A 23,684-nucleotide genomic window follows, 5' to 3' on the forward strand; every position below is an offset into this window, starting at 1 on the left:
GCTCATGTCAGGTGGGACAGCGACTTCATTGAACAAAAATGGTGATTCCCATGCCAATCACGGCACCCGCCACCAGCGTCAATGTCAACTTTATCCGATCACGTCTACGACGTTTGGCCTTGCGCTCCACTTCGATGGGCAAGGTCACGTGATTACCAAATCCGGTGTGCAATACTGCGTCACCCTCCAAGGTGACCGCTGTCAGATTTAACTCAGCGTAGCGCCGGGAAAGTGCCTTCTCTCCAGCATAGGCGGCAAACGGCGCGCAACGCTGGTAATCGCTCAAACGACGCAGCCCCGGGTTGAGCGAAAACGCCTGCCACTCGGCCTTGTCGGACAGCAGCGGGTAACAAGGCACCCCGGCGATCACCTGGCGATCGCCCAGGCGAATGTATGGGCTGTGAATGGCCAGGTCATGAGCATGGCTGCGCAGCCACACCTGCAACAGGTCGGGACTGGCGTCCAGGATGGCTCGGGAGTCTTCGACGAAGCCCTGGCGATAGAAGTGCCAGTCGTCCTCGCAATGGAAGATGTAGGGCGTCTTGACGTGGCTGTAGGCCAGGTCGATAGACGGCAACTGGCCCAGCTTGGGCCGGTTGACGAACACCTTGCAGTGCGGTTTCCAGTGCTCCGGCACGGCGGCATGCACGGCATCGTCACCGGAATCTTCAGTGATGAACACTTCGCGAATGGGCGCGGTATTGTAGCGATCGAAACTCTCAAGGGTATTTTTGAGCAGATCGAACCGCCCACAACTGGTCACGACAAGCGTGACGTCACTCTCATTTGAAAAGCGCACCGGACTCCCTCCGCATTGCGATAGCCGACTTCGCTCCCTAGGACCGAGAATTACTCGGTTAGATCCCTAGCTTCAGACGCAATCGCTGCCATGCAGACAACGGCGGATGAGGCCTGAGCGCTGGGCGCATATGATCGACGATGCTACGTCCAACTGCCCCGAAACTGAAACGGGAAACCGCCAGATGGCGGCCATTTTCTGCAATCTGCCGGGCCAGTTCAGGTTCCGCACGCAAGCGGCGAAGCTTTTCCTGGAGGGTCGGGATGCTGTCATAGAACACCACGTTGTGCATGTCCTGCAGGCCCAGCGCGCGGTTCTCTTCCTCGCCCTGGTCATACGCCAGCAACACACAGCCACAGGCCATGGCTTCGAAGTTCTTGATCATGTATTCGCCCATGCCGACGTCGGCACTGACGAAGAAGCGGATCCGGTTGAGCGTGTTGCAGTAGTCCTCACCCGACTTGGTACGGGTCACTACCAGGTTCTCGACCCGGCCCAGCTCGTCCAGCAATGCCTTGCGGCCGCTGTAGGCCACGCTGTTGGTGCTGCCGACGAAGGCCAGTTCGATGTCGCGCTCACGCCCCTGGTCGGCCAGCAACTGCTCGTCGTAGCCCTTGGGCACGAACACGGCGTCGAAACCTTCCTGGCGCAGGCGCTCGCTGACCATGTAGCCGGAGCTGATCACCCGCGCCCAGGGCAGCTTGCGGTAATGGGCGCTGAACTTGCCGGTGTATTTGCACGGGATGTAGTTTTGGTAGGCATCGTGCTCGAGGATGACCAGGTTCGGCACGGTACGGATGAACGCCGCCTGGCGGATTTCCTGCTTGAAACGCAGGAAGAAGACAATGCGGTCATAGCGCTCGACCTGCACTTCACGCTTGAAATAGCGGCGCAGGTTGCGCTGGTCTTCGCTGGTCAGCCAGCGCAGGTCGCACTCGCAGTTGGCCGCGACGCCATCGTACAGGCGGTCGAGAATCGCCCGCTGTTCCTTCTGCACCAGAAATAGGACTTTCATTGGGTTCCTTGGGCGCTCTGCGCCATCGCGGTCAACCATGGGGGCGTAGCTACAGCTCACGCCGCCAGAACAGTTCATGTCGGCGCACGGCCTTGCGGAAGAATTCGTTCTCGCCGTAAGGCGACGGCCGCCGCCCGGCCAGCCAGCGCTGCAACAAGCGGCGCAGGCGGCGTTTGAACGGCGCCGGCGGCTGCAGGTCGTGCATCATGCCCAGCGCCATGGCCTTGTCGCGCTGGGTTGCCAGGTCCAGTACCAGGCTGCAAGGTGCCCACGCCTGGGCGGTGCTCAGCTGCGGTGGCAAGGCCACGCCATCACCACTGTCGCCCATCGGCCAGCGGTCGTTGTCGTGCAGGTGGTTGGCGTAGCACAGCAGGGTTTGCGGCTGCCAGGCCAGGCCTTGCAAGGCTTCCAGCACCGCTGCCTGGGCACATATGTGGTCGGGGTGCGGGTCGAGCTGCGGGTGCGGCATCACCAGCACCTCTGGCCTGGCCATTTCCAGCAAGGTCCGCAGGTCGGCCAGCAGGTTACGCCAGGTCGGCGCGCCATCGCCGTCGGCCGGCAGCGGGAACGGGTTGAAGCGGCGGAAGACGCGAATGTCGGCGAGGTCGGCCTCACGGGACGCGGCCGGCTGGTCTGGCGCAGCCTGCATGGCAGGCAGCTGCAGGCAGAAGTAGCCCAGCTGCACGCAACGCGATTCCGCCACACCGGCCCAGCGCGGCACGGCGATACTGTCCCAAGCCCGCAGGCGGCCCTTCAGGCGCGCGGCTTCGGCCTTTGCCAGGCCCATCTGTTGATAGTGTTCGGCCTCGATCTCACCGGCGGTCAGGGTCACTACCCAGGTTTCGTCGGCCTGACTGTAGAGACCGTAAGCGGCCAGCTCGGCATCATCGGCATGCGGCGCGATCACCATCACCCGGCGCCGTTGCAGCTCGACCGCCGGGGTTATCCACAAGCGCGGCTGGCCCGACAGCCGGCAATGCCGGCCACGCAGGCGCAACGCGCCAGCCTGCAGAGGTGCGGCGAGGCCGGTCAAGTTGAGGAAGCGCACGCCATCGACGCCGCGCTCGAAGGTTTGCCGGTCGGCCTGCTCGCCAGCCACCAGCTCGACCTGCGGGTCGAGGAAGCGCCCCAGCCAGCTGCTTTTTACCCGCAGCTCGAGGATCAGGGTTTCGTTGCCCTGCAGCACGCAGTCAGCCTTGAGCAAGCCGCCGCTCAGGCTGGTAGGAGCCTCCCGGGTCTGCTCGCCGAAGTCGTAGGCGTAGTCCTCGCCAGGCGCATAGAACAGGTGGTCGGCAAACCAGGCTTCATGGGCTGCCCACAGCAGCGGCAACAGCAACAGTGGCAACCACCACCAGCTGAACACACCTACGGCCACCAGCGCGACCAGGCCCGCTAGCAGGCCCAGGCGCTTGTTGCGCCGGTGGCGCTTGAGCAACTGCTGCTTGCGACTCACGCCTGATACACCGGCACGGGGTTGCACCAGCGGTCCTTGTACTCGCGGTCGGCACGGCCGAACGAGAACCGCAACGGCTTGTTGCGCGCACGGGCGTCTTCCCAGGCGGCCTGGGTATTGAGGAAGCTCAGCACGCTGCCGGGGCTGAAAGCCTTGGTTTCAGGGTCGACACCGCCATTGATGTACTCGACGCTGATCCATTCCGGCGCTTCGACACGGTATACCAGCTGGATGGCAATCGGCTTGCCGTCCAGTAGCAGCACCGAGCCGATCAGCAGCTCGCGCAGGCGTTCCAGCACCTCGGCCATGCGCTCGGCGCCGGTGGCAGGGAAGCCCCAGCGGCGCAGGAACAGGTCGCAGTACATGCTGGCGATTTCCTGCGCGCTGAAGTCGCTGATCGGGCGCACCACACCGCCCGCCTCTTCCAGCAGGCGCAGCTCGCGGCGCTGGTTGTAGCGGAACTTCTTCGACAAGTCTTCGTGGGCACGGGCCATGGCCAGCTGTTCCTTCTGCGCCTTGAGGCCGCTGAAGCGGCCCTGGTTCAGTTCGGACAGGTAGCGCGCGGCATGGCGCAACGGTGCAGCGGCATCGGCCGCCGCCGGCAGGATGATCTCGGCGTTGCCCAGGTCGAACAGGGCCTTTTTGCCGGCACGCTTGAGCACATCCTTGGACAGCGCAAGGTGACGCCCCCAGGTGGGGATGGCGGCCTTCAGCTCGCCGGCCTGGTGCCAGCCCAGGTAACGCACCGGGATCTGTGCCAGGTCCGCCAGTTGCTCGACCACCAAAGGATGGGTGGCGACACTGCCACCAAAGCGGGCCCATGCCTCGGCGTAGGCCTTGGCGTCGATAACTTGCCAACCGCGTTCGCGGAAGGCCTGGATACGGTTGAGCATCAGGCCTGCCCCACCAACGCACGGACTTGCGGCAGCTGCCAGAAGGCCTCGCGCACCGCCTGGTCAGAGAAGCGTTCACGCAGGCGCTGCAGCATGTGCTCGGCACAGGCCTGGCGCTGCTGCCCATCGAGCAAAGCCATGTGCTTCAGGCCCTGGGCCAGTTGCCCGGCATCGCCCAGTGGGAACAGCACGCCAACACCCTCGACCACTTCGCGGGCACCGCCACAGGCCGTGGCCAGTACCGGGACACCGGCGACCATGGCTTCGAGCAGGACCATGCCGAACGGCTCATGGTCGGAGCTCAGTGCGAATACATCGAACGCCTGGAAGTAACGGCGCGCATCCGGCACCTGGCCAAGGAAGTCCACTTGCCCGGCAATGCCCAGCTCGGCGGCCAGGGCCTTGAGCTTGGCTTCCAGGCGCCCCTTGCCAAGGATTGCCAGGCGGGCGCCAGCCGGCAGCCCCGGTAGCGCTTCGGCAAAGCCACGCAGCAGGGTGGCCTGGTCCTTGTCCGGGTGCAGGCGCCCGACGTTACCGACAATCCACGCCTGCGCATCCAGGCCCAAGGCCTGGCGGGCCTCGGCGCGTGGCACCAGGGCCGCTTGCAGGGCGTCGATGTCGATGCGGTTGTACAAGGTCTGGATACGCTCTGCCGGCCACTGCGGCAGACAGCGGCGCATGTCGTCACGCACTGCATCCGACACGCCCAGCAAGCTCAGGCGTTTGCTGAACAGGTTGGCGAAGATGCGTCGCCCCTTGCGCTCGTAATCACCGAAAGCATGGTGCACGCCGATCACCGGCAAGCCGGTGCCCAGCAACGCCACGTAGATCGGCTTGAAGCGGTGGGCAATGCAGAAGGCGAAATTGCGCTCGGCCGCAATCCGCCGCAATGCACGGATGGCGCCGAGTTTCAGGCCGCGCACGGCCTTGGAGCTGAACTCCAGGAACAGCACCTCGTCCGACGCGCAGCCAGCCGCTACCTGCGGGTCGGCGGCGCCGGTGAGGAACACCGTGGTGACCTGGTAGCCACGCCCCTGGAACAGGCTGGCGTACTGACGGGCGCAGTCCAGGAACGGCCCGTCATAGCCATGGCAGAACTGCAGGATGCGCGGTTCAGAGCGGCTGGTCATACGGGGCCGCGCCGTCCTTCACAACCAGAATGTCTTCCATGATCAGGTACTGCAGGTCCGAGCCGAAGAACATGTTCAGGGCGTCGGTCGGCGAGCAGATCATCGGTTCACCACGGCGGTTCAGCGAGGTGTTCAGCGACACGCCGTTGCCGGTCAGGTCTTCCAGCGCCTTCATCATGTCGTAGTAGCGCGGGTTGTACTCGCGCTTGAGCACCTGGGCACGCGAAGTGCCGTCCTCGTGGACCACTTCCGGCACGCGGGTCTTCCACTCTTCAGCCACTTCGAAGGTGAAGGTCATGAACGGCGCCGGGTGGTCGACCTTGATCATCTGCGGGGCGACGGTGTCGAGCATCGACGGGCAGAAAGGTCTCCAGCGTTCGCGGAACTTGATCTGCTCGTTGATGCGGTCGGCTACGCCAGGCACGCTCGGGCAACCAATGATCGAACGGCCGCCCAGGGCACGGGGGCCGAACTCCATGCGGCCCTGGAACCAGGCCACCGGGTTGCCATCGACCATGATTTTGGCGATGCGCTGCGGCATGTCGTCGAGCTTGCGCCACTTCGGCGCGTTCGGGTGACGGGCGCAGGCAGCGATCACGTCTTCGTTGGAGTACGAAGGGCCGAGGTAGACGTGTTCCATCTTCTCGACCGGCACGCCACGGGCGTGGGAAACGTAGGCGGCAGCACCCACGGCGGTACCGGCGTCACCGGAAGCAGGCTGGACGAACAGCTCTTTCAGGTCTGGGCGGGCGATGATCTTCTGGTTGAGCTTGACGTTCAGCGCGCAACCGCCGGCAAAGGCCAGCTTGCCGGTTTCACGCAGGACGTCGCCCAGGTAGTGATCGATCATCTGCAGGGCGATCTTCTCGAACAGCGCCTGCATGCTGGCCGCGTAATGGATGTACGGCTCGTCGGCGATGTCGCCTTCGCGCTTGGGGCCCAGCCATTCGATCAGCTTCGGCGAGAAGTAGAAGCCCTTGCCCTTCTCTTTATAGCGGCGCAGGCCAATGACGTTGGCGTATTCGGTGTTGATCACCAGCTCGCCGTTTTCGAAGCTGGCCAGGCGCGAGAAGTCGTACTTGCTGGCGTCGCCATACGGCGCCATGCCCATGACCTTGAACTCGCCATCGAGCATCTCGAAGCCGAGGAACTCGGTGATTGCGCCGTACAGGCCGCCCAGCGAGTCCGGGTCGAAGAACTCCTTGATCTTGTGGATCTTGCCGTTTTCGCCGTAGCCAAAGAAGGTGGTGGCGTATTCGCCTTTACCGTCGATGCCGAGGATTGCGGTTTTTTCCTTGAAGCCCGAGCAGTGGTAGGCACTGGAGGCGTGAGCCAAGTGGTGCTCGACCGGCTCGATCTTGACCTTTTTCGGGTCGAAGCCCAGTTGCTCCAGGCACCAGACGATCTTCTTGCGGTAGCGCTTGTAGCGACGGTTGCCCATCAGGATGGCGTCGAGGGCGCGGTCCGGGGCGTACCAATAGCGCTTGGCATAGTGCCAGCGCGCCTTGCCGAACAGGCTGATCGGGGCGAACGGGATGGCTACCACGTCGACGTCGGATGGCTTGATGCCTGCCTGTTCCAGGCAGAACTTCGCCGACTCGTAGGGCATGCGGTTCTTCGCATGCTTGTCACGCACGAAGCGCTCTTCTTCGGCGGCGGCAATCAGTTTGCCGTCAATGTACAAGGCCGCGGAAGGGTCATGGCTAAGGGCGCCGGACAGGCCAAGAATCGTCAATGCCAAGGGATTAGCCTCTTCATTCGGTAGAAATGCGCCAGCGGCCTCTTGGGCGGGTGGCGGCTAAAGGGCGGGATTATAACGCAAACATCAGGATAGGCACTGCATTAACCTGTGGGAGCGGGCGCGCCCGCGAACACCGGCAAAGCCGGTGCCATGCACCGCAGCGCCTGCTTCGCGGGCACGCCCGCTCCCACAGATGCCCCAAGGCAACTGCCTATTCGGCGATCAACCAGTCCATGCGGAAGCTGCCAGCGGTTTGCGCCAGCTCTTTGGCCAGCCATGGCAGCAGCTCCTTGAGCTCTTCTTCCAACCCCCACGGCGGGTTGGCGATGGCCAGACCTGAGCCGTTGAGCCCCTGCGGGCTGTCCTGGTGGTGCACATACAACTCGACCCGCAGCAGTTTCGGTGCGCCGGTGCTGGTCAGGTCCTGGTAGAAGCGGGTCAGCGAACGCTGGTCCTTGATCGGGTACCAGATGGCCGCGACGGTCTGGCGCATGCGACTGATCGCCTCTTTCATGGCGGTAGTGCAGCGCTTGAGCTCGTCAGCCTGCTCGAACGGTGGGTCGATCAGCATGATCGCGCGCTTTTCCTGCACGGGCAGCAAGGCCCGCGGCACATGCCAGCCTTCGCCCAGGTGCACGACCACGCGTGGGTCTTTCTTCATGTTCTCTTTGAGCAGCGGCCCGTCCTCGGGATGCTTCTCGTTGAGCAGGGCGCGGTCCTGCTGGCGCATCAGGCGGCGGGCCAGCTCGGGCGAACCGGGGTAGTAGCGCAGCTCGCCATCGGCATTCAGGCGCTTGATGATACGCAGATAGTCGTCGGCCATGGCCGGCAGGTCATCGCGATTCCACAGGCGGGCGACACCTTCCAGGCACTCGCCGGTGCGGGTTGCCTGGTCGCCCTGCAGGTCGTAAAGGCCAAGCCCTGCATGGGTATCGATGTAGGCGAACGGCTGCTCCTTGCGCGACATCAAGGCGATGAGGCGGGTCAGCACGATATGTTTGAGGACGTCGGCGTGGTTGCCGGCGTGGAAGGCGTGACGATAGTTCATGGCAACTCCTGCGGGGGTGGCAAGTTTACCTTGCCTTGCAGGCGGAGTCAGGCCTGGCTGCTGATCGGCGACGGCATCTTCGCGGGTAAACCCGCCCCCACAGGCACCTCACAGAATTTGAGTTCTGTGCAATCCCTGTGGGAGCGGGTTCACCCGCGAAGCAGGCGCCGCCGACTCAACGGGTATTACTTGTCAGCGTGATACGCCGCATCAGCAGTCTCGAAGCGCTTGACCATTGCCTGCGACGGGCTGCCCAGCTTGCTCACCACGAAGATGGCGATGCTGGCGAACAGGAAGCCCGGGATGATTTCGTACAGCCCGAGGGTGTCGAAGTTCTTCCACAGGATCACGGTCAGTGCACCCACCACGATACCGGCCAGTGCGCCGTTACGGGTCATGCCTTTCCACAGCACCGAAATCAGCACCACCGGACCAAAGGCAGCACCGAAGCCGGCCCAGGCGTAAGCCACCAGGCCCAGCACGCGGTTTTCCGGGTTGGAGGCCATGGCGATGGCGATCAGGGCGACGGCCAGCACCATCAGGCGGCCGACCCACACCAGCTCGACCTGCGAAGCATTCTTGCGCAGGAACGCCTTGTAGAAGTCTTCGGTCAGGGCACTGGAGCACACCAGCAGCTGGCAGCTCAGGGTACTCATTACCGCCGCGAGGATGGCCGACAGCAGCACACCGGCAACCCATGGGTTGAACAGGATCTTGGCCAGCTCGATGAACACACGCTCGTGGTTCTCGCTGACCGGGCCTGCCAGGTCAGGATGCGCCGAGAAGTAGGCGATGCCGAAGAAGCCCACCGCGCAGGTACCGACCAGGCAAAGGATCATCCAGGTCATGGAGATACGACGGGCGTTGGCGATCGACTTCACCGAGTCGGCAGCCATGAAACGCGCCAGGATGTGCGGCTGACCGAAGTAGCCCAGCCCCCAGCCCATGAGCGAGATGATGCCGATGAAGGTGGCGCCCTTGAACATGTCGAAGTGGGCCGGGTTGACCGCATCGATGGCAGCGAAGGTGGTATCGAAGCCGCCAGTGGAGATCAGCACGATCACCGGAGTGAGGATCAGCGCAAAGATCATCAGCGAAGCCTGCACGGTATCGGTCCAGCTCACCGCCAGGAAACCACCGATGAAGGTGTAGGCGATGGTCGCAGCAGCACCGGCCCACAGGGCGGTTTCGTACGGCATGCCGAAGGTGCTCTCGAACAGACGGGCACCGGCAACGATGCCGGAGGCGCAGTAGATGGTGAAGAACACCAGGATCACGATGGCCGAGATGATCCGCAGCAGGCCGCTGTTGTCTTCGAAGCGGCTGGAGAAGTAGTCCGGCAGGGTCAGTGCATCGCCGTTGTGCTCGGTCTGCACGCGCAGACGACCAGCGACGAACAGCCAGTTCAGGTAGGCGCCGACGGTCAGGCCGATGGCAATCCAGGCTTCGGACAAGCCTGAGAAGTAGATGGCGCCCGGCAGGCCCATCAGCAGCCAGCCGCTCATGTCGGAAGCGCCGGCGGAAAGCGCGGTGACCACGCTACCCAGGCTGCGACCGCCGAGGATGTAGTCGGAAAGGTTATTGGTGGAGCGATAGGCGGCGAAGCCGATCAGCACCATTGCGGCGATATAGACCACGAAAGTGATCGTTAGAGGATTGCCCATGCGTGTGCCCTGGCGTTTGTTTTTATGTCATGCACAACCGCAGCCATGGCGGTTGCACCCAGGCCGCGAATTGTATGCAACAACGCAAAGTGGGTGCAACCATTTTTCATTTGCAAGTTGCACCTTCTCGTGCATTTTCAGACAAATCTGATTTTTTGCTCCTTTTGGGAGCAACAACCTCGCTTTTCAGAATAAAACGCACCGAAAACGACCCTTTTCCGGGCATGGAAATGACGGCCGGACGAGTTGCACCTTTTCCATGAAAAATTCGGGTTGCACCTGGTTGCACCCGAATTGTCCTACAGCTACTCTTGGCGCCAGCTTAGGCCACAACCGTGGCAATAACGAGGATAAGAAATGGCGACGACCACCCTTGGGGTCAAACTCGATGACCCGACCCGTGAGCGACTCAAGGCAGCTGCGCAGTCGATTGACCGCACCCCGCACTGGTTGATCAAGCAAGCGATCTTCAATTACCTGGAGAAGCTCGAGGGTGGTGCCACCCTGACCGAACTCAACGGCCATGCCAGCAGCCTGGCCGACGACGCCGGTGAGGTCCAGCCCGACCACAGCCACCAGTGCTTCCTCGAGTTCGCCGAGAGCATCCTGCCGCAGTCGGTGCTGCGCTCGGCGATCACCGCCGCCTACCGCCGCCCCGAACAGGAAGTGGTACCGATGCTGCTGGAGCAGGCGCGCCTGAGCGCCCCGCTGGCCGAAGCGACCAACAAGATGGCCGCCAGCATCGCCGAAAAACTGCGTAACCAGAAGAGCGCTGGCGGTCGTGCCGGTATCGTCCAGGGCCTGCTGCAGGAATTCTCGCTGTCGTCCCAGGAAGGCGTGGCACTGATGTGCCTGGCCGAAGCCCTGCTGCGCATCCCCGACAAGGGCACCCGTGACGCGCTGATCCGCGACAAGATCAGCACCGGCAACTGGCAGCCGCACCTGGGCAACAGCCCGTCGCTGTTCGTCAACGCCGCCACCTGGGGCCTGCTGCTGACCGGCAAGCTGGTGTCTACCCACAACGAATCCGGCCTCACCTCCTCGCTCACCCGCATCATCGGCAAGAGCGGCGAGCCGATGATCCGCAAGGGCGTCGACATGGCCATGCGCCTGATGGGCGAGCAGTTCGTCACCGGCGAAACCATCGCCGAAGCCCTGGCCAATGCCAGCCGCTTCGAGTCCAAGGGCTTCCGCTATTCCTACGACATGCTCGGCGAAGCCGCACTGACCGAGCACGACGCACAGAAGTACCTGGCGTCCTACGAGCAGGCCATCCACTCGATCGGCAAGGCCTCCCATGGCCGTGGCATCTATGAAGGCCCGGGCATCTCGATCAAGCTGTCGGCGCTGCACCCGCGCTACAGCCGCGCCCAGTACGAGCGCGTGATGGAAGAGCTGTACCCGCGCCTGCTGTCGCTGACCCTGCTGGCCAAGCAGTACGACATCGGCCTGAACATCGACGCCGAAGAAGCCGACCGCCTGGAGCTGTCGCTCGACCTGCTCGAACGCCTGTGCTTCGAGCCTTCGCTGGCCGGCTGGAACGGTATCGGCTTCGTTATCCAGGCCTACCAGAAGCGCTGCCCGTATGTGATCGACTATGTCATCGACCTGGCCAAGCGCAGCCGCCACCGCCTGATGATCCGCCTGGTGAAGGGCGCCTACTGGGACAGCGAAATCAAGCGCGCCCAGGTCGAAGGCCTGGAAGGCTACCCGGTCTACACCCGCAAGGTGTACACCGACGTGTCCTACGTTGCCTGCGCCCGCAAGCTGCTGGCCGTGCCAGAAGCCATCTACCCGCAGTTCGCCACCCACAACGCCCACACCCTGTCGGCCATCTACCACATTGCCGGTCAGAACTATTACCCGGGCCAGTACGAGTTCCAGTGCCTGCACGGCATGGGCGAGCCACTGTACGAGCAGGTGGTCGGCAAGATTTCCGAAGGCAAGCTGAACCGTCCGTGCCGCGTCTATGCACCGGTCGGCACCCACGAAACGCTGCTGGCCTACCTGGTACGTCGCCTGCTGGAAAACGGCGCCAACACCTCGTTCGTCAACCGCATCGCCGACCACTCGATCTCCATCCAGGAACTGGTCGCCGACCCGGTCGCCAGTATCGAGCGCATGGGCACCCAGGAAGGCAGCATCGGCCTGCCGCACCCACGCATCCCGCTGCCGCGTGAACTGTATGGCAGCGAGCGAGCCAACTCGGCCGGCATCGACATGGCCAACGAACACCGCCTGGCATCGCTGTCCTGCGCCATGCTGGCCACCGCTCACAACGACTGGAAAGCCACGCCACTGCTGGCCTGCGCTGCCAGCGAAAGCACAGCCGCACCGGTGCTGAACCCGGCGGACCACCGCGACGTGGTCGGCCATGTTCAGGAAGCCACTGTCGCCGACGTCGACAACGCCATCCAGTGCGCACTGAATGCAGCACCGATCTGGCAGGCCACCCCGCCAGCCGAGCGCGCTGCCATTCTGGAGCGCACCGCCGACCTGATGGAGGCCGAAATCCAGCCGCTGATGGGTCTGCTCATCCGCGAAGCGGGCAAGACCTTCGCCAACGCCATCGCCGAAGTGCGTGAAGCCGTGGACTTCCTGCGCTACTACGCGGTGCAGGCACGCAACGACTTCAGCAACGACGCCCACCGCCCGCTGGGCCCGGTGGTGTGCATCAGCCCGTGGAACTTCCCGCTGGCGATCTTCACCGGCCAGGTAGCCGCAGCGCTCGCCGCCGGCAACCCGGTGCTGGCCAAGCCGGCCGAGCAAACCCCGCTGATCGCTGCCCAGGCCGTGCGCCTGCTGCTGGAAGCCGGCATCCCTGAAGGCGTGCTGCAACTGCTGCCAGGCCGCGGTGAAACCGTCGGTGCCGGCCTGGTGGGTGACGAGCGCGTCAAGGGCGTGATGTTCACCGGTTCCACCGAAGTGGCCCGCCTGCTGCAGCGCAACGTCGCCGGCCGCCTGGACAACCAGGGCCGCCCGATCCCGCTGATCGCCGAAACCGGTGGCCAGAACGCGATGATCGTCGACTCCTCGGCACTGACCGAGCAGGTAGTGATCGATGTGGTGTCCTCGGCCTTCGACAGCGCCGGCCAGCGTTGCTCGGCACTGCGTGTGCTGTGCCTGCAGGAAGATTCCGCCGACCGCGTGATCGAAATGCTCAAGGGCGCCATGGCCGAAAGCCGCCTGGGCTGCCCGGACCGCCTGGCCGTGGACATCGGCCCGGTGATCGACGCCGAAGCCAAGGCCGGCATCGAGAAGCACATTCAGGGCATGCGCGAGAAAGGTCGCTCGGTTTACCAGGTGGCCATTGCCGATGCTGCCGAGCTCAAGCGCGGCACCTTCGTCATGCCGACCCTGATCGAGCTGGAAAGCTTCGACGAGCTCAAGCGTGAAATCTTCGGCCCGGTGCTGCACGTGGTGCGCTACAACCGTCGCAACCTGGACCAGCTGATCGAGCAGATCAACAACTCCGGCTACGGCCTGACCCTCGGCGTGCACACCCGCATCGACGAGACCATCGCCAAAGTGGTGGAAACCGCCAACGCCGGCAACATGTACGTCAACCGCAACATCGTCGGTGCAGTGGTAGGTGTGCAGCCGTTCGGTGGTGAAGGCCTGTCCGGCACCGGCCCGAAAGCCGGCGGCCCGCTGTACCTGTACCGCCTGTTGTCGACCCGCCCGGCCGACGCGATTGGCCGCCACTTCCAGCAGCAGGACGGCGAAGGCAAGCCTGACCGTGCCCTGCACGAACAGCTGATCAAGCCACTGCATGGCCTGAAGGCCTGGGCCGAGAGCAACCAGCTGGCCGACCTGGCCGCGCTGTGCAGCCAGTTCGCCAGCCAGTCGCAGAGCGGCATCGCCCGCCTGTTGCCAGGCCCGACCGGCGAGCGCAACAGCTACACCATCCTGCCGCGTGAGCACGTGCTGTGCCTGGCCGACAACGAAGCCGACCTGCTGGCGCAGTTCGCCGCAGTGCTGGCCGTTGGCAGCTCGGCGGTATGGGCGGACGGCGAGCCGGGCAAAGCCCTGCGTGCCCGCCTGCCGCGAGAGCTGCAGGCCAAGGTCAAGCTGGTGGCGGACTGGAACAAGGATGAAGTGGCGTTCGACGCCGTGATCCACCATGGCGACTCGGATCAACTGCGCGGCGTGTGCCAGCAGGTGGCCAAGCGTGCCGGGGCGATCGTGGGTGTACACGGGCTGTCCAGCGGCGACCACCAGATTGCGCTGGAGCGCCTGGTGATCGAGCGGGCAGTGAGTGTGAACACTGCTGCTGCCGGTGGTAATGCCAGCCTGATGACCATTGGCTAACGCTGAGGGTTGTTAACGAAAAAAGGAGAGCTTCGGCTCTCCTTTTTTTATGGGGGCTGGGGTTGGGCTGACAGGTGTTCATTCAACCTGAAGCCAAACCCTCATTGCCCCCTGATAATTCTCGAGTGCCTGGCCGGGCCTATTCGCGGGCGCGCCCGCTCCCACAGGATCACCACAAGCTTCATGACTTGCACCGTACCTGTGGGCGCGGGCGCGCCCGCTCCCACAGGATCACCACAAGCTTCATGACTTGCACCGTACCTGTGGGAGCGGGCATGCCCGCGAAAGGGCCGGCTCAGGCGACACATCATTAAGCCTCAGTGCGAAGTTCGCGACCTAGATTAGGATCTTCGAGTGAATCTGCGTTCAGGGGTGGATCAGGAACTATCACCACCTGCTGTCAAGCAAGAGGGTGGCAGCGGTGCATGGGTAGAGAAATCCAAAAAACCCGGTGCACGCCGTTACCCGCGCTTTCGCCAGAGCCACAATAGGCACCAGCCTTTCCCTGCCTCCGAAGTCAGCATCAGCCCAATCCACACCGAGTTACTGATACTGGAAGCCAGCATCGGCAAAAACAAGATTATGGATATCGACGGAACGATAAAAAAGATGCGAAAGGGGATCTGCACCATCGCCAAGTAGACAGCTAACCGGCAACGCATAAGAAACAACCCGCAGGTCGCTATCAACGAAAGCTGCAGAATCAGGCCTAGCCAGACGATTAGCTCTAGCCCTCCTCCCCAGACCTGCATGTTGCTCAATGCATCCTTGAAATCCGTCCAGAAAGGTATGGCACCTCGCTCCGTACTGCGGAAGACATAAAGGCAGATGTAGAACGCGTCCATGCCTCCCCAAAACAGGAAAGCGATCGCATGCCAGCTCAAGTTCGAGTTCTTCAATATGCTCCCTCTTCGAACCGCGCCGGAATACCGAGCTTTGTAGGAGCGGCCTTGCGCCGCGAAAGGGCCGCAAAGCGGCCCCGGCAAATTCTGCTGCGACGCTGCTCAAACCATGGACGAAAGTGTGACCAAAGCAAACAGCTGCGTTGCTGTAATTACGGCAGCCAGCAGCATCCACAACCAATTGGCCAGCGTGAAACGGCTGTTGGCCACCCCTGCCTCATCCCCCGCGCTGAAATTGGCGCCTTTCTGCATGGGCACCAGAATGACCAACCAAGCTGCTTGAATGACTACACCCGCAAAATACGCCGCCCACAACTGATCATCCAGAATCACACTGGCAGCCACCCAGGCAGCACACATACCGTAGTAGCCCAGCGTGAGCCCCAGAATGGACCAAGGGTAGGTTCTGCCTGACTCGCGAATATGATCATTCACCCTTCTCAATAACGGGTAGATGAAGAACACTGCAAAAGCGCTTCGCCAGAATGGGCTGACCTTTTCTCCTGTCCTCACTCCATGCAGCTTCCAGCTCTGATAAAAGCAATACAGCCAGTAAAAACCAAGGGTGAAGAAGGTCATTACGCCAAACTTCAGGGGCGAGACTACGAAGAAGGGAAATTGCTTGCCCTCGAAATCATTCAAGTCGTTCTTGTGGACATCACTCATCAGAAAAGCCTCATTGCGAACACCAAAGCACGCATTCAAGGCCAAATGGCATTCGATCCGCAGTAGTCCAGTTCCGCTCTGACTTGTAGGAAACGTCTCTACATTTTCCTGCGCCTGTTCCGGCCCTTTCGCGGGTAAACCCGCTCCTACAGGTGCAGCGTTGATGGCTGCGGCTGCGCAGTACTTGTGGGAGCGGGTTTACCCGCGAAAGGGCCCGAACAGGCAAAACAACAACTGCCCCCCGCGTGAGCTGTGCGACCAACCACCAGACATCCCGGTGTTCTCAACCCATATCACCCAAACCTATTAACCTGTCCCCCACCCCACCACCCTCCTACACTCGCAGCATCCCGCCTCAGGACCGCGATCATGCCCGAGACCCTGCTCAACCCCCGCAACCTCGCCTTCGAACTCTACGAAGTCCTCGACGCCGAGGCCCTGACCCAACGCCCGCGCTTCGCCGAGCACAGCCGCGAAACCTTCGATGCGGCGCTATCAACTGCCCGCACCATCGCCGAAAAGTTCTTCGCCCCGCACAACCGCAAGGCCGACGAAAACGAGCCGCGCTACGTGGATGGCCGCGCCGAACTGATTCCCGAAGTGAAACCCGCCGTCGACGCCTTTCTCGAAGCCGGCTTCCTCAACGCCAACCGCGACTTCGAAGTCGGCGGCATGCAGCTGCCGAGCCTGGTCTCGCAGGCCTGCTTCGCCCACTTCCAGGCGGCCAACGCCGGCACCACGGCCTACCCGTTCCTGACCATGGGCGCGGCCAACCTGATCGAGAGCTTCGGCAGCGATGAACAGAAACGCCTGTTTCTGCAGCCGATGATCGAAGGCCGCTACTTCGGCACCATGGCCCTGACCGAACCCCACGCTGGCTCGTCACTGGCCGATATCCGCACCCGCGCCGAACCTGCCGGTGACGGCAGCTACCGGCTCAAGGGCAACAAGATTTTCATCTCCGGCGGTGATCACGAGTTGTCGGAAAACATCGTGCACATGGTGCTGGCCAAGCTGCCGGATGCGCCGCCCGGCGTGAAGGGCATCTCGCTGTTCATCGTGCCCAAGTACCTGGTCAACGAAGATGGCAGCCGTGGCCCGCGCAACGATGTGCTGCTGGCCGGGTTGTTCCACAAGATGGGCTGGCGCGGTACCACCTCCACCGCGCTGAACTTCGGCGACAACGGCCAGTGCGTCGGCTACCTGGTCGGCCAGCCGCACCAGGGCCTGGCCTGCATGTTCCAGATGATGAACGAGGCACGCATCGGTGTCGGCATGGGCGCAGTGATGCTCGGCTACGCCGGCTACCTGTATTCGCTGGAGTACGCCCGCCAGCGCCCGCAGGGTCGGTTGCCGGACAACAAAGACCCGCACAGCCCCGCGGTGCCGATCATCGAGCACAGCGATGTGAAACGCATGCTGCTGGCACAGAAGGCCTACGTGGAGGGTGCCTTCGACCTGGGCCTGTACGCCGCGCGCCTGTTCGACGACACCCAGACTGCCAGCGACGACAGCGCCCGCAAGCAGGCGCAGGAACTGCTCGACCTGCTGACCCCGATCGTCAAATCGTGGCCCTCGACGTTCTGCCTCAAGGCCAATGAACTGGCGATCCAGATCCTCGGCGGCCACGGCTACACCCGCGAATACCCGGTTGAACAGTACTATCGCGACAACCGCCTGAACCCGATCCATGAAGGCACCGAGGGCATCCAGTCGCTCGACCTGCTGGGCCGCAAGCTGGCGCAGAACAATGGCGCCGGCCTCAAGCAGTTGATCCGGTCGATTGCGGCCACCGGCGAGCGCGCCAGCCACCATCCGAACCTCGACCCGCTGCGCCAGCCGCTGGAGCAACTGGTCAACCGCCTGCAAGGTGTGACTCTGGCCTTGCTGGGTGACCTGGCCCAGGGCAAAGTCGCCGGAGCCCTGGCCAACTCGGCCCTGTACCTCAAGGCCTTCGGCCACTGCGTGATCGGCTGGCGCTGGCTGGAACAGGCGATTCATGCCGAACTCGGACTGCTCAAGGGCAACCCCGCCGACCGCGACTTCTACCTTGGCAAGCTGCAAGCCGCGCGTTATTTCCTGACCTGGGAAGTACCTGGCTGCCATAATGAGCTGGCATTGCTCGAGGCGCGCGACGACACTTGCCTCACCATGCAGGACGAGTGGTTCTAAGGGGGAGCCACCGTGTACACGGAGGCTTCCACATGTTCGATACCAGCGCCCTGCTGCGCCAGCGCTTTGCCGCGCTGCGCAGTACGGCCGAGTTGTTTTCCCTGCGCCATGTGAAACAGTCGCACCAGGCGCTGTCGGTTCGCCGCAACGTCGCGGAACCACCCTTCTTCAGCCAGGACGAGGGCGCCATGCTCACCGTGCGGGTGAGTGGCGTGGAAGCCTATGCCGCCACCGCCGACCTGTCCCAGGCCGGCCTGCAGCGCGCGCTGGAGCAGGCCGAGGCGCTGGCCCGCCAGATCGCCCGGTACAACCTGCTGGACCTGCGCGAGCAACCGGTGACCAGCGCACGCCATGACCACATTTCGCCCAACTTCGACCAACCCGTGCCCAACCTCGCCGACTGCCTTGGCCTGCTCGCAGCCGAATCGGCCAGCGTGCCCAAGGACAGCCGCCTGGTGGACTGGCAGGCCAGCCTGGGCCTGAGCCTGGTCGAGCAGACCTACCTGAACTCGGCCGGCGCCGAGCTGCGCCACGCCCAACGCTTCCTGTTCCCGGGCCTGGGCGTGACCGCCAGCGATGGCCAGGACAGCCAGAGCCGCAGCCTGGGCCGCGACAACTTCGGCCAGCAGGGCGGCTTCGAGATCATCGAGCGCTGTGGCCTGGTCGGGGCTGCCCGCCGGGTGGCCGACGAGGCGCTGCAGCTGCTGCTGGCACCGAACACCCCCAGCGGCCCGCGCGACCTGCTGTTGATGCCGGACCAGATGATGCTGCAGATTCACGAATCCATCGGCCACCCGCTGGAGATGGACCGCATTCTCGGCGACGAGCGCAATTACGCCGGCACCAGCTTCGTCAAGGCCGGTGACTTCGGCCACCGGCAGTACGGCTCCGCGCTGCTCAACGTGACCTTCGACCCGACCATCGGCGAAGAGCTGGCCAGCTACAGCTTCGATGATGACGGCACCCCGGCCAGCAAGCAGTTCCTGATCCGCGATGGCCTGCTGCTGCGCCCGCTGGGTGGTGCGCTGTCGCAGTTCCGCTCCGGCCTCGACGGCGTGGCCAACAGCCGCGCCTGCGGCTGGAACCGTGCGCCGATCGACCGCATGGCCAACCTCAACATCGAGCCGGGCGACCAGAGCCTGGATCAGCTGGTGAAGGGCATCGAGCACGGCATCCTGATGCGCACCAACCGTTCCTGGTCCATCGACGATGCGCGCAACAAGTTCCAGTTCGGCTGTGAATGGGGGCAGTTGATCGAAAACGGCGAGCTCAAGGGCATCGTCAAGAACCCCAACTACCGTGGCATCTCTGCGCAGTTCTGGCGCAACCTGGCGGCGGTCGGCGACAGCAGTACCTTCCAGGTGCTGGGCACGCCCAACTGCGGCAAGGGCGAACCCAACCAGGTGGTGCGGGTCGGCCACGCCTCGCCGGCCTGCGTGTTCCGCCAGATCGACGTATTCGGAGGAGACGCCTGATGAAACACGCTTTCGAAACCCTGGTCGGGGATGTACGCAAAGCCCTGCAGACGGGCGAACAGTTCACCCTCGGCTACAGCGCCGAACAGTCGCAATTCGTGCGTTTCAACCATGCCAAGGTGCGCCAGGCCGGCACCGTGAACCAGGCCGGCGCGCAACTGCGGCTGATCCGCGATGGCCGCCAGGCAGAGCAACAGGTGACCTTGAGTGGTGACACGCAACTGGATAGCCAGCGCCTGTTCACGGCCCTGGAGCAACTGCGCCAGACCTTGCCACTGCTGGCGGTCGATCCGTACCTGCGCCTGGACGAAAGCGCCTGGCACAGCCACAGCCAGCAGGCGCAGCCGCTGCCCGAACTGAGCGATGTGCTGACCTTGCTCGAGCGCGAAGCCGGCGACCTGGACCTTGTCGGCATCTACGCCGCCGGCCCCATCTGCCGGGGCTTCGCCAGCTCGTTCGGGGCCTTCGGCTGGCACCAGGCCAACAGCTTCAACTTCGACTGGAGCCTGTTCCACGAAAACGGCGAGGCGGTGAAGGCCAATTATGCCGGGCAAGTGTGGAGCGCCGACGACTTCACTGCACGCCTGCGCCAGGCGCGAGAGCAGCTGGGTTTCCTTGGCCGCCCTGCCGTCACGCTGAAACCTGGCAGCTACCGTGCCTACCTGGCCCCGGCGGCCATGGACGAAATAGCCGGCATGCTGTGCTGGGGCGGCTTTTCCGCACAGGCCCTGGCCACTGGCAACAGCGCCCTGCAGCGCCTGTACAACGGCGATGCGCGGCTGAGCCCGCTGGTTAGCTTCACCGAGCAGGTCAGCGGTTCGCTGAGCCCGGCGTTTTCCGATGAAGGCTCGCCGCGCCTGGATGTGCCGTTGATCCAGCAAGGCGAAGCCCGGCAGCGATTGATCAGTGCGCGCAGTGCGGCCGAGTTCGAGCTGCTGGCCAATGGCGCCGACAGCTACGAGTCGCCGTGTGCGCTGAGCCTGGCAGCAGGTAGCCTGCCGAGCGAGCAGATCCTGGAGCGGCTCGGTACCGGGCTGTACATCAGCAACCTGTGGTACCTGAACTATTCCGACTTGCCGGCGGCACGCATGACCGGGCTGACCCGCTTCGCCACTTTCTGGGTGGAGAACGGGCAGATCCAGGGCCCGGTGAGCACCATGCGCTTCGATGACAGCCTGTACAGCTTGCTAGGTAGCCAACTGGAGGACCTGACGCTGGAGCGCGAGATGATTCTGTCGACCAGTACCTATGGACAGCGCAGTACCGGGTCGAGTCATTTGCCGGGGGCACTGGTCAAAGGCCTGACCCTGACATTGTGACTGGACTTACCGGCCCTTTCGCGGCTAAAGCCGCTCCCACAGGATCTCCACTGCCCTTGAATGTGGTGATATCCCTGTGGGAGCGGGTTCACCCGCGAAGAGGCCGGCACTGACAAACGAGGAAGTCATGCCCGAACGCACCCCGCTGGACCCTGTCACCGCCCGCTGGATCCCTTGGGTGGTGGCCATCGCCTTCTTCATGCAGTCCCTGGACGGCACCATCCTCAACACTGCACTGCCAGCCATGGCCCGCTCGCTGGCCGAAGACCCGCTGCGCATGCAGGGCGTGATCATTGCCTACATGCTCACCGTGGCCCTGCTGATCCCCGCCTCAGGCTGGATCGCCGACCGCTTCGGCACCAAGCGCATCTTCTTCAGCGCCATCCTGCTGTTCAGCTTCGGCTCGCTGCTGTGCGCCGCCGCCAACAGCCTCGGTTTCCTGATCTTTGCCCGTGTCGTGCAAGGGCTGGGCGGTGCGCTGATGCTGCCGGTCGGTCGGCTGGTGGTCCTGCGCGCCTACCCGCGCACCGAGCTGGTGCGCATCATGAGCTTCATCACCATCCCCGGCCTGCTCGGGCCGCTACTGGGCCCGACGGTTGGCGGCTGGTTGGTGGAAATACTGAGCTGGCACTGGATCTTCCTGCTCAACCTGCCGGTCGGCCTGATCGGCTGCTACGCCGTGTGGAAGTTCATCCCCGACCTGCGCGGCGCCGAGCGCACCACGTTCGACGGCCCCGGGTTCCTGCTGTTTGGCGCAGCGATGGTATTGATCACCATCGCCATGGAGGGCCTGGGCGAACTGCACCTACCGCACCTGCGGGTGATGTTGCTGCTGTTCGCCGGCATGGCCTGCCTGGCGGCCTACTGGCTGCGCGCCGGGCGCGACCCGGAGCCGCTGTTCTCGCCCAGCCTGTTCCGCGTGCGCACCTTTGCCATTGGTATCCTCGGCAACCTGTTCGCCCGCCTGGGCAGCGGCGCCCTGCCGTTCCTGGTGCCGTTGCTGCTGCAAGTGGCGCTGGGCTACTCGCCGGCCCAGGCCGGCATGAGCATGATCCCGCTGGCGGCTGCGGCGATGCTGGCCAAGTCCATCGCCCGGCCACTGATCGAGCGCTTTGGCTACCGCATCATCCTCACCGGCAACACCCTGCTGCTGGGCCTGCTGCTGGCCAGCCTCGGTCTGGTCGACGAACAGACGCCCTATGCCGTGCTGCTGATTCAGCTGGGCCTGCTCGGCGCGGTCAACTCGATGCAGTTCACCGCGATGAACACGGTAACCCTGATCGACCTCGACGATGCCAGCGCCAGCAGCGGCAACAGCCTGCTGTCGGTGGTCGCGCAGCTGGCCCTGAGCCTGGGCGTGGCGTGTGCGGGTGCATTGCTCGGCGGCTTTACCGCAGCCGGCAGCGCCGACGGTGTGGAAACCACCTTGGGCGCATTCCAGCTGACCTTCGTCACCATCGGCGTGATGGCCATGCTGGCGGCGGCGATCTTCCTGCAACTGTCGCCGACGGACGGAAGGCGTGCCCGTCGTCCGGAACAACACATGGAGTCGTAGGGCGAATGGCCACGAGGCTGGTAGACTGTGCGGCATTTTTCGCTTCGCAACGCAGGCCCGCCTCGTGACCACCGAATCCACCGCCTTTGCCACCTTGCCGCTGTCCACTGCCATGCTGGCCAACCTGGACGCCCTCGGCTATGCCTCGATGACACCAATCCAGGCCCAGAGCCTGCCGGTCATCCTCAAGGGGCAGGACCTGATCGCCCAGGCCAAGACCGGCAGCGGCAAGACCGCCGCCTTCGGCATCGGCCTGCTCAACCCGATCAACCCACGCTACTTCGGTTGCCAGGCGCTGGTGCTGTGCCCCACCCGCGAGCTCGCCGACCAGGTGGCCAAGGAGCTGCGCCGCCTGGCCCGCGCCGAGGACAACATCAAGATCCTGACCCTGTGCGGCGGCGTTTCGCTGGGCCCGCAGATCGCTTCGCTGGAGCACGGCGCACACATCATCGTCGGCACCCCAGGGCGCATCCAGCAGCACCTGGACAAGGGCACCCTGGTGCTCGACGGGCTGAACACCCTGGTGCTGGACGAAGCCGACCGCATGCTCGACATGGGCTTCTTCGATGCCATCGCCAGCATCATCGGCAAGACCCCGTCGCGCCGCCAGACCCTGCTGTTCTCGGCCACCTACCCGGCCGGCATCAAGCAACTGGCCGCCGACTTCATGCGCAACCCGCAACAGGTCAAGGTCGAGAGCCTGCACGCCGACAACCAGATCGAGCAGCGCTTCATCGAGATCGACCCGCAACAGCGCCTCGAGGCGGTCACCCGCGTGCTCGGCCACTACCGCCCGCAGTCCTGCGTGGCGTTCTGCTTTACCAAGCAGCAGTGCGAGGATGTGGTCGCCCACCTGACCGCCAAGGGCATCGTTGCCCAGGCCCTGCATGGCGACCTGGAGCAGCGCGACCGCGACCAGGTGCTGACCATGTTCGCCAACCGCAGCAGCTCGGTGCTGGTGGCTACCGATGTGGCCGCGCGCGGCCTGGACATCGATGGCCTGGACATGGTCATCAACGTCGAACTGGCACGTGATGCGGAAATCCATGTGCACCGTGTGGGCCGTACCGGCCGTGCCGGCGAGAAAGGTATTGCGGTCAGCCTGGTGGCACCGGCCGAAGGCCACCGCGCCCAGGCCATCGAAGACCTGCAGAAGAGCCCGCTGCGCTGGGACCAGCTGGACAGCCTGAAGCACAAGGGTGGCGAGCCGCTGCTGCCGCTGATGAGCACCCTGTGCATCGCCGCCGGGCGCAAGGACAAGCTGCGCCCGGGTGACATCCTCGGGGCGCTGACCGGTGACGCCGGCATCCCCGGCAAGCAGGTGGGCAAGATTGCAATCTTCGATTTCCAGGCGTTCGTGGCCGTGGAGCGACCGCTGGCCAAGCAGGCCATGCAGCGCTTGAACAGCGGCAAGATCAAGGGGCGCTCCCTGAAAGTCCGCATTATCTAAAGCCATGCAAGGTCCCTGTGGGAGCGGGTTTACCCGCGAATGCGATAGTGGGCTCACTGCCGCCTTCGCGGGTGAACCCGCTCCCACAGGG

At 63.9% G+C, this 23,684-nt stretch carries 17 protein-coding genes; 8 read left to right on the forward strand and 9 right to left on the reverse strand.

Annotated elements, in window-relative coordinates; genetic code table 11:
• Positions 1–25: 25 nt before the first annotated feature.
• The 8 genes from RYH74_RS00145 to putP all read right to left on the reverse strand — a co-directional run bounded on the left by RYH74_RS00145 (position 26) and on the right by putP (position 9,743).
• Complete coding sequence (locus RYH74_RS00145; protein WP_075046553.1) at positions 26–799, reverse strand: glycosyltransferase family 2 protein; 774 nt, start codon at positions 797–799, stop codon at positions 26–28.
• A gap of 58 nt (positions 800–857) precedes the next feature.
• A complete protein-coding gene (locus RYH74_RS00150; protein ID WP_075046554.1) occupies positions 858–1,814 on the reverse strand; it encodes a glycosyltransferase in 957 nt (318 codons plus the stop codon).
• A gap of 49 nt (positions 1,815–1,863) precedes the next feature.
• Positions 1,864–3,267 carry a PIG-L deacetylase family protein gene (locus RYH74_RS00155; protein WP_317408788.1) on the reverse strand — a complete coding sequence of 468 codons (1,404 nt, stop codon included), beginning with the start codon at positions 3,265–3,267 and terminating at the stop codon, positions 1,864–1,866.
• Positions 3,264–4,160 (reverse strand): antimicrobial resistance protein Mig-14, encoded by an 897-nt coding sequence (locus tag RYH74_RS00160; protein ID WP_085691385.1) that lies wholly within the window; start codon positions 4,158–4,160, stop codon positions 3,264–3,266. Before RYH74_RS00160 ends, RYH74_RS00155 begins: the two co-directional genes overlap by 4 nt.
• Positions 4,160–5,290 carry a glycosyltransferase gene (locus tag RYH74_RS00165; RefSeq protein ID WP_075046557.1) on the reverse strand — a complete coding sequence of 377 codons (1,131 nt, stop codon included), beginning with the start codon at positions 5,288–5,290 and terminating at the stop codon, positions 4,160–4,162. The genes RYH74_RS00160 and RYH74_RS00165 overlap by 1 nt, the downstream gene beginning before the upstream one ends.
• Positions 5,274–7,031, reverse strand: a complete 1,758-nt coding sequence (locus RYH74_RS00170; RefSeq protein WP_013974482.1) for a carbamoyltransferase — start codon at positions 7,029–7,031, stop codon at positions 5,274–5,276. Before RYH74_RS00170 ends, RYH74_RS00165 begins: the two co-directional genes overlap by 17 nt.
• A 211-nt stretch (positions 7,032–7,242) precedes the next feature.
• Positions 7,243–8,079 (reverse strand): 23S rRNA (adenine(2030)-N(6))-methyltransferase RlmJ, encoded by an 837-nt coding sequence (locus RYH74_RS00175; protein WP_286100669.1) that lies wholly within the window; start codon positions 8,077–8,079, stop codon positions 7,243–7,245.
• A gap of 185 nt (positions 8,080–8,264) precedes the next feature.
• A complete protein-coding gene (gene putP / locus RYH74_RS00180; RefSeq protein ID WP_075046559.1) occupies positions 8,265–9,743 on the reverse strand; it encodes a sodium/proline symporter PutP in 1,479 nt (492 codons plus the stop codon).
• A 74-nt stretch (positions 9,744–9,817) separates the two neighbouring features.
• On the opposite strand from putP, the gene RYH74_RS00185 reads away from it, so the two are divergent.
• The 3 genes from RYH74_RS00185 to RYH74_RS00195 all read left to right on the forward strand — a co-directional run bounded on the left by RYH74_RS00185 (position 9,818) and on the right by RYH74_RS00195 (position 14,696).
• Entirely contained in the window at positions 9,818–10,006 is a 189-nt protein-coding gene (locus tag RYH74_RS00185) for a hypothetical protein (protein ID WP_157896978.1), read from the forward strand.
• Between the two features lie 94 nt (positions 10,007–10,100).
• Positions 10,101–14,054, forward strand: coding sequence for a trifunctional transcriptional regulator/proline dehydrogenase/L-glutamate gamma-semialdehyde dehydrogenase (gene putA, locus RYH74_RS00190; RefSeq protein ID WP_317408789.1), 3,954 nt, complete (start codon positions 10,101–10,103; stop codon positions 14,052–14,054).
• 354 nt (positions 14,055–14,408) lie between these two features.
• Positions 14,409–14,696 (forward strand): hypothetical protein, encoded by a 288-nt coding sequence (locus tag RYH74_RS00195; protein ID WP_157896979.1) that lies wholly within the window; start codon positions 14,409–14,411, stop codon positions 14,694–14,696.
• A 362-nt stretch (positions 14,697–15,058) separates the two neighbouring features.
• Here RYH74_RS00195 and RYH74_RS00200 read toward each other — a convergent pair whose 3' ends face one another.
• The gene (locus RYH74_RS00200) at positions 15,059–15,622 is read right to left on the reverse strand and encodes a hypothetical protein (protein ID WP_317408790.1); all 564 of its coding nucleotides are present in this window, start codon (positions 15,620–15,622) and stop codon (positions 15,059–15,061) included.
• 369 nt (positions 15,623–15,991) lie between these two features.
• Here RYH74_RS00200 and RYH74_RS00205 point away from each other — a divergent pair, with 369 nt between their 5' ends.
• From RYH74_RS00205 to dbpA, 5 genes are all read left to right on the forward strand, one after another.
• The gene (locus RYH74_RS00205) at positions 15,992–17,794 is read left to right on the forward strand and encodes an acyl-CoA dehydrogenase (RefSeq protein ID WP_317408791.1); all 1,803 of its coding nucleotides are present in this window, start codon (positions 15,992–15,994) and stop codon (positions 17,792–17,794) included.
• 32 nt (positions 17,795–17,826) lie between these two features.
• A complete protein-coding gene (locus RYH74_RS00210) occupies positions 17,827–19,269 on the forward strand; it encodes a TldD/PmbA family protein (RefSeq protein ID WP_317408792.1) in 1,443 nt (480 codons plus the stop codon).
• A complete protein-coding gene (locus RYH74_RS00215) occupies positions 19,269–20,588 on the forward strand; it encodes a TldD/PmbA family protein (RefSeq protein ID WP_317408793.1) in 1,320 nt (439 codons plus the stop codon). Before RYH74_RS00210 ends, RYH74_RS00215 begins: the two co-directional genes overlap by 1 nt.
• A 127-nt stretch (positions 20,589–20,715) precedes the next feature.
• Positions 20,716–22,143, forward strand: a complete 1,428-nt coding sequence (mdtD, locus tag RYH74_RS00220) for a multidrug transporter subunit MdtD (RefSeq protein ID WP_085587851.1) — start codon at positions 20,716–20,718, stop codon at positions 22,141–22,143.
• Positions 22,144–22,255: 112 nt separating this feature from the next.
• A complete protein-coding gene (gene dbpA / locus RYH74_RS00225; protein WP_233687397.1) occupies positions 22,256–23,593 on the forward strand; it encodes an ATP-dependent RNA helicase DbpA in 1,338 nt (445 codons plus the stop codon).
• Positions 23,594–23,684: the final 91 nt, after the last annotated feature.

This window comes from Pseudomonas sp. LSJ-87, assembly GCF_032971465.1.
GTDB classification, from domain to species: domain Bacteria; phylum Pseudomonadota; class Gammaproteobacteria; order Pseudomonadales; family Pseudomonadaceae; genus Aquipseudomonas; species Aquipseudomonas putida_Z.

Bases quoted from the DNA above. Each gene is read 5' to 3' on its own strand.
- RYH74_RS00150 (WP_075046554.1), bottom strand. From the start codon at position 1,814: ATGAAAGTCCTATTTCTGGTGCAGAAGGAACAGCGGGCGATTCTCGAC.
- RYH74_RS00160 (WP_085691385.1), bottom strand. From the start codon at position 4,160: ATGCTCAACCGTATCCAGGCCTTCCGCGAACGCGGTTGGCAAGTTATC.
- RYH74_RS00165 (WP_075046557.1), bottom strand. From the start codon at position 5,290: ATGACCAGCCGCTCTGAACCGCGCATCCTGCAGTTCTGCCATGGCTAT.
- RYH74_RS00175 (WP_286100669.1), bottom strand. From the start codon at position 8,079: ATGAACTATCGTCACGCCTTCCACGCCGGCAACCACGCCGACGTCCTC.
- putP (WP_075046559.1), bottom strand. From the start codon at position 9,743: ATGGGCAATCCTCTAACGATCACTTTCGTGGTCTATATCGCCGCAATG.
- RYH74_RS00185 (WP_157896978.1), top strand. From the start codon at position 9,818: ATGCAACAACGCAAAGTGGGTGCAACCATTTTTCATTTGCAAGTTGCA.
- putA (WP_317408789.1), top strand. From the start codon at position 10,101: ATGGCGACGACCACCCTTGGGGTCAAACTCGATGACCCGACCCGTGAG.
- RYH74_RS00200 (WP_317408790.1), bottom strand. From the start codon at position 15,622: ATGAGTGATGTCCACAAGAACGACTTGAATGATTTCGAGGGCAAGCAA.
- RYH74_RS00205 (WP_317408791.1), top strand. From the start codon at position 15,992: ATGCCCGAGACCCTGCTCAACCCCCGCAACCTCGCCTTCGAACTCTAC.
- RYH74_RS00210 (WP_317408792.1), top strand. From the start codon at position 17,827: ATGTTCGATACCAGCGCCCTGCTGCGCCAGCGCTTTGCCGCGCTGCGC.
- RYH74_RS00215 (WP_317408793.1), top strand. From the start codon at position 19,269: ATGAAACACGCTTTCGAAACCCTGGTCGGGGATGTACGCAAAGCCCTG.
- mdtD (WP_085587851.1), top strand. From the start codon at position 20,716: ATGCCCGAACGCACCCCGCTGGACCCTGTCACCGCCCGCTGGATCCCT.
- dbpA (WP_233687397.1), top strand. From the start codon at position 22,256: ATGCTGGCCAACCTGGACGCCCTCGGCTATGCCTCGATGACACCAATC.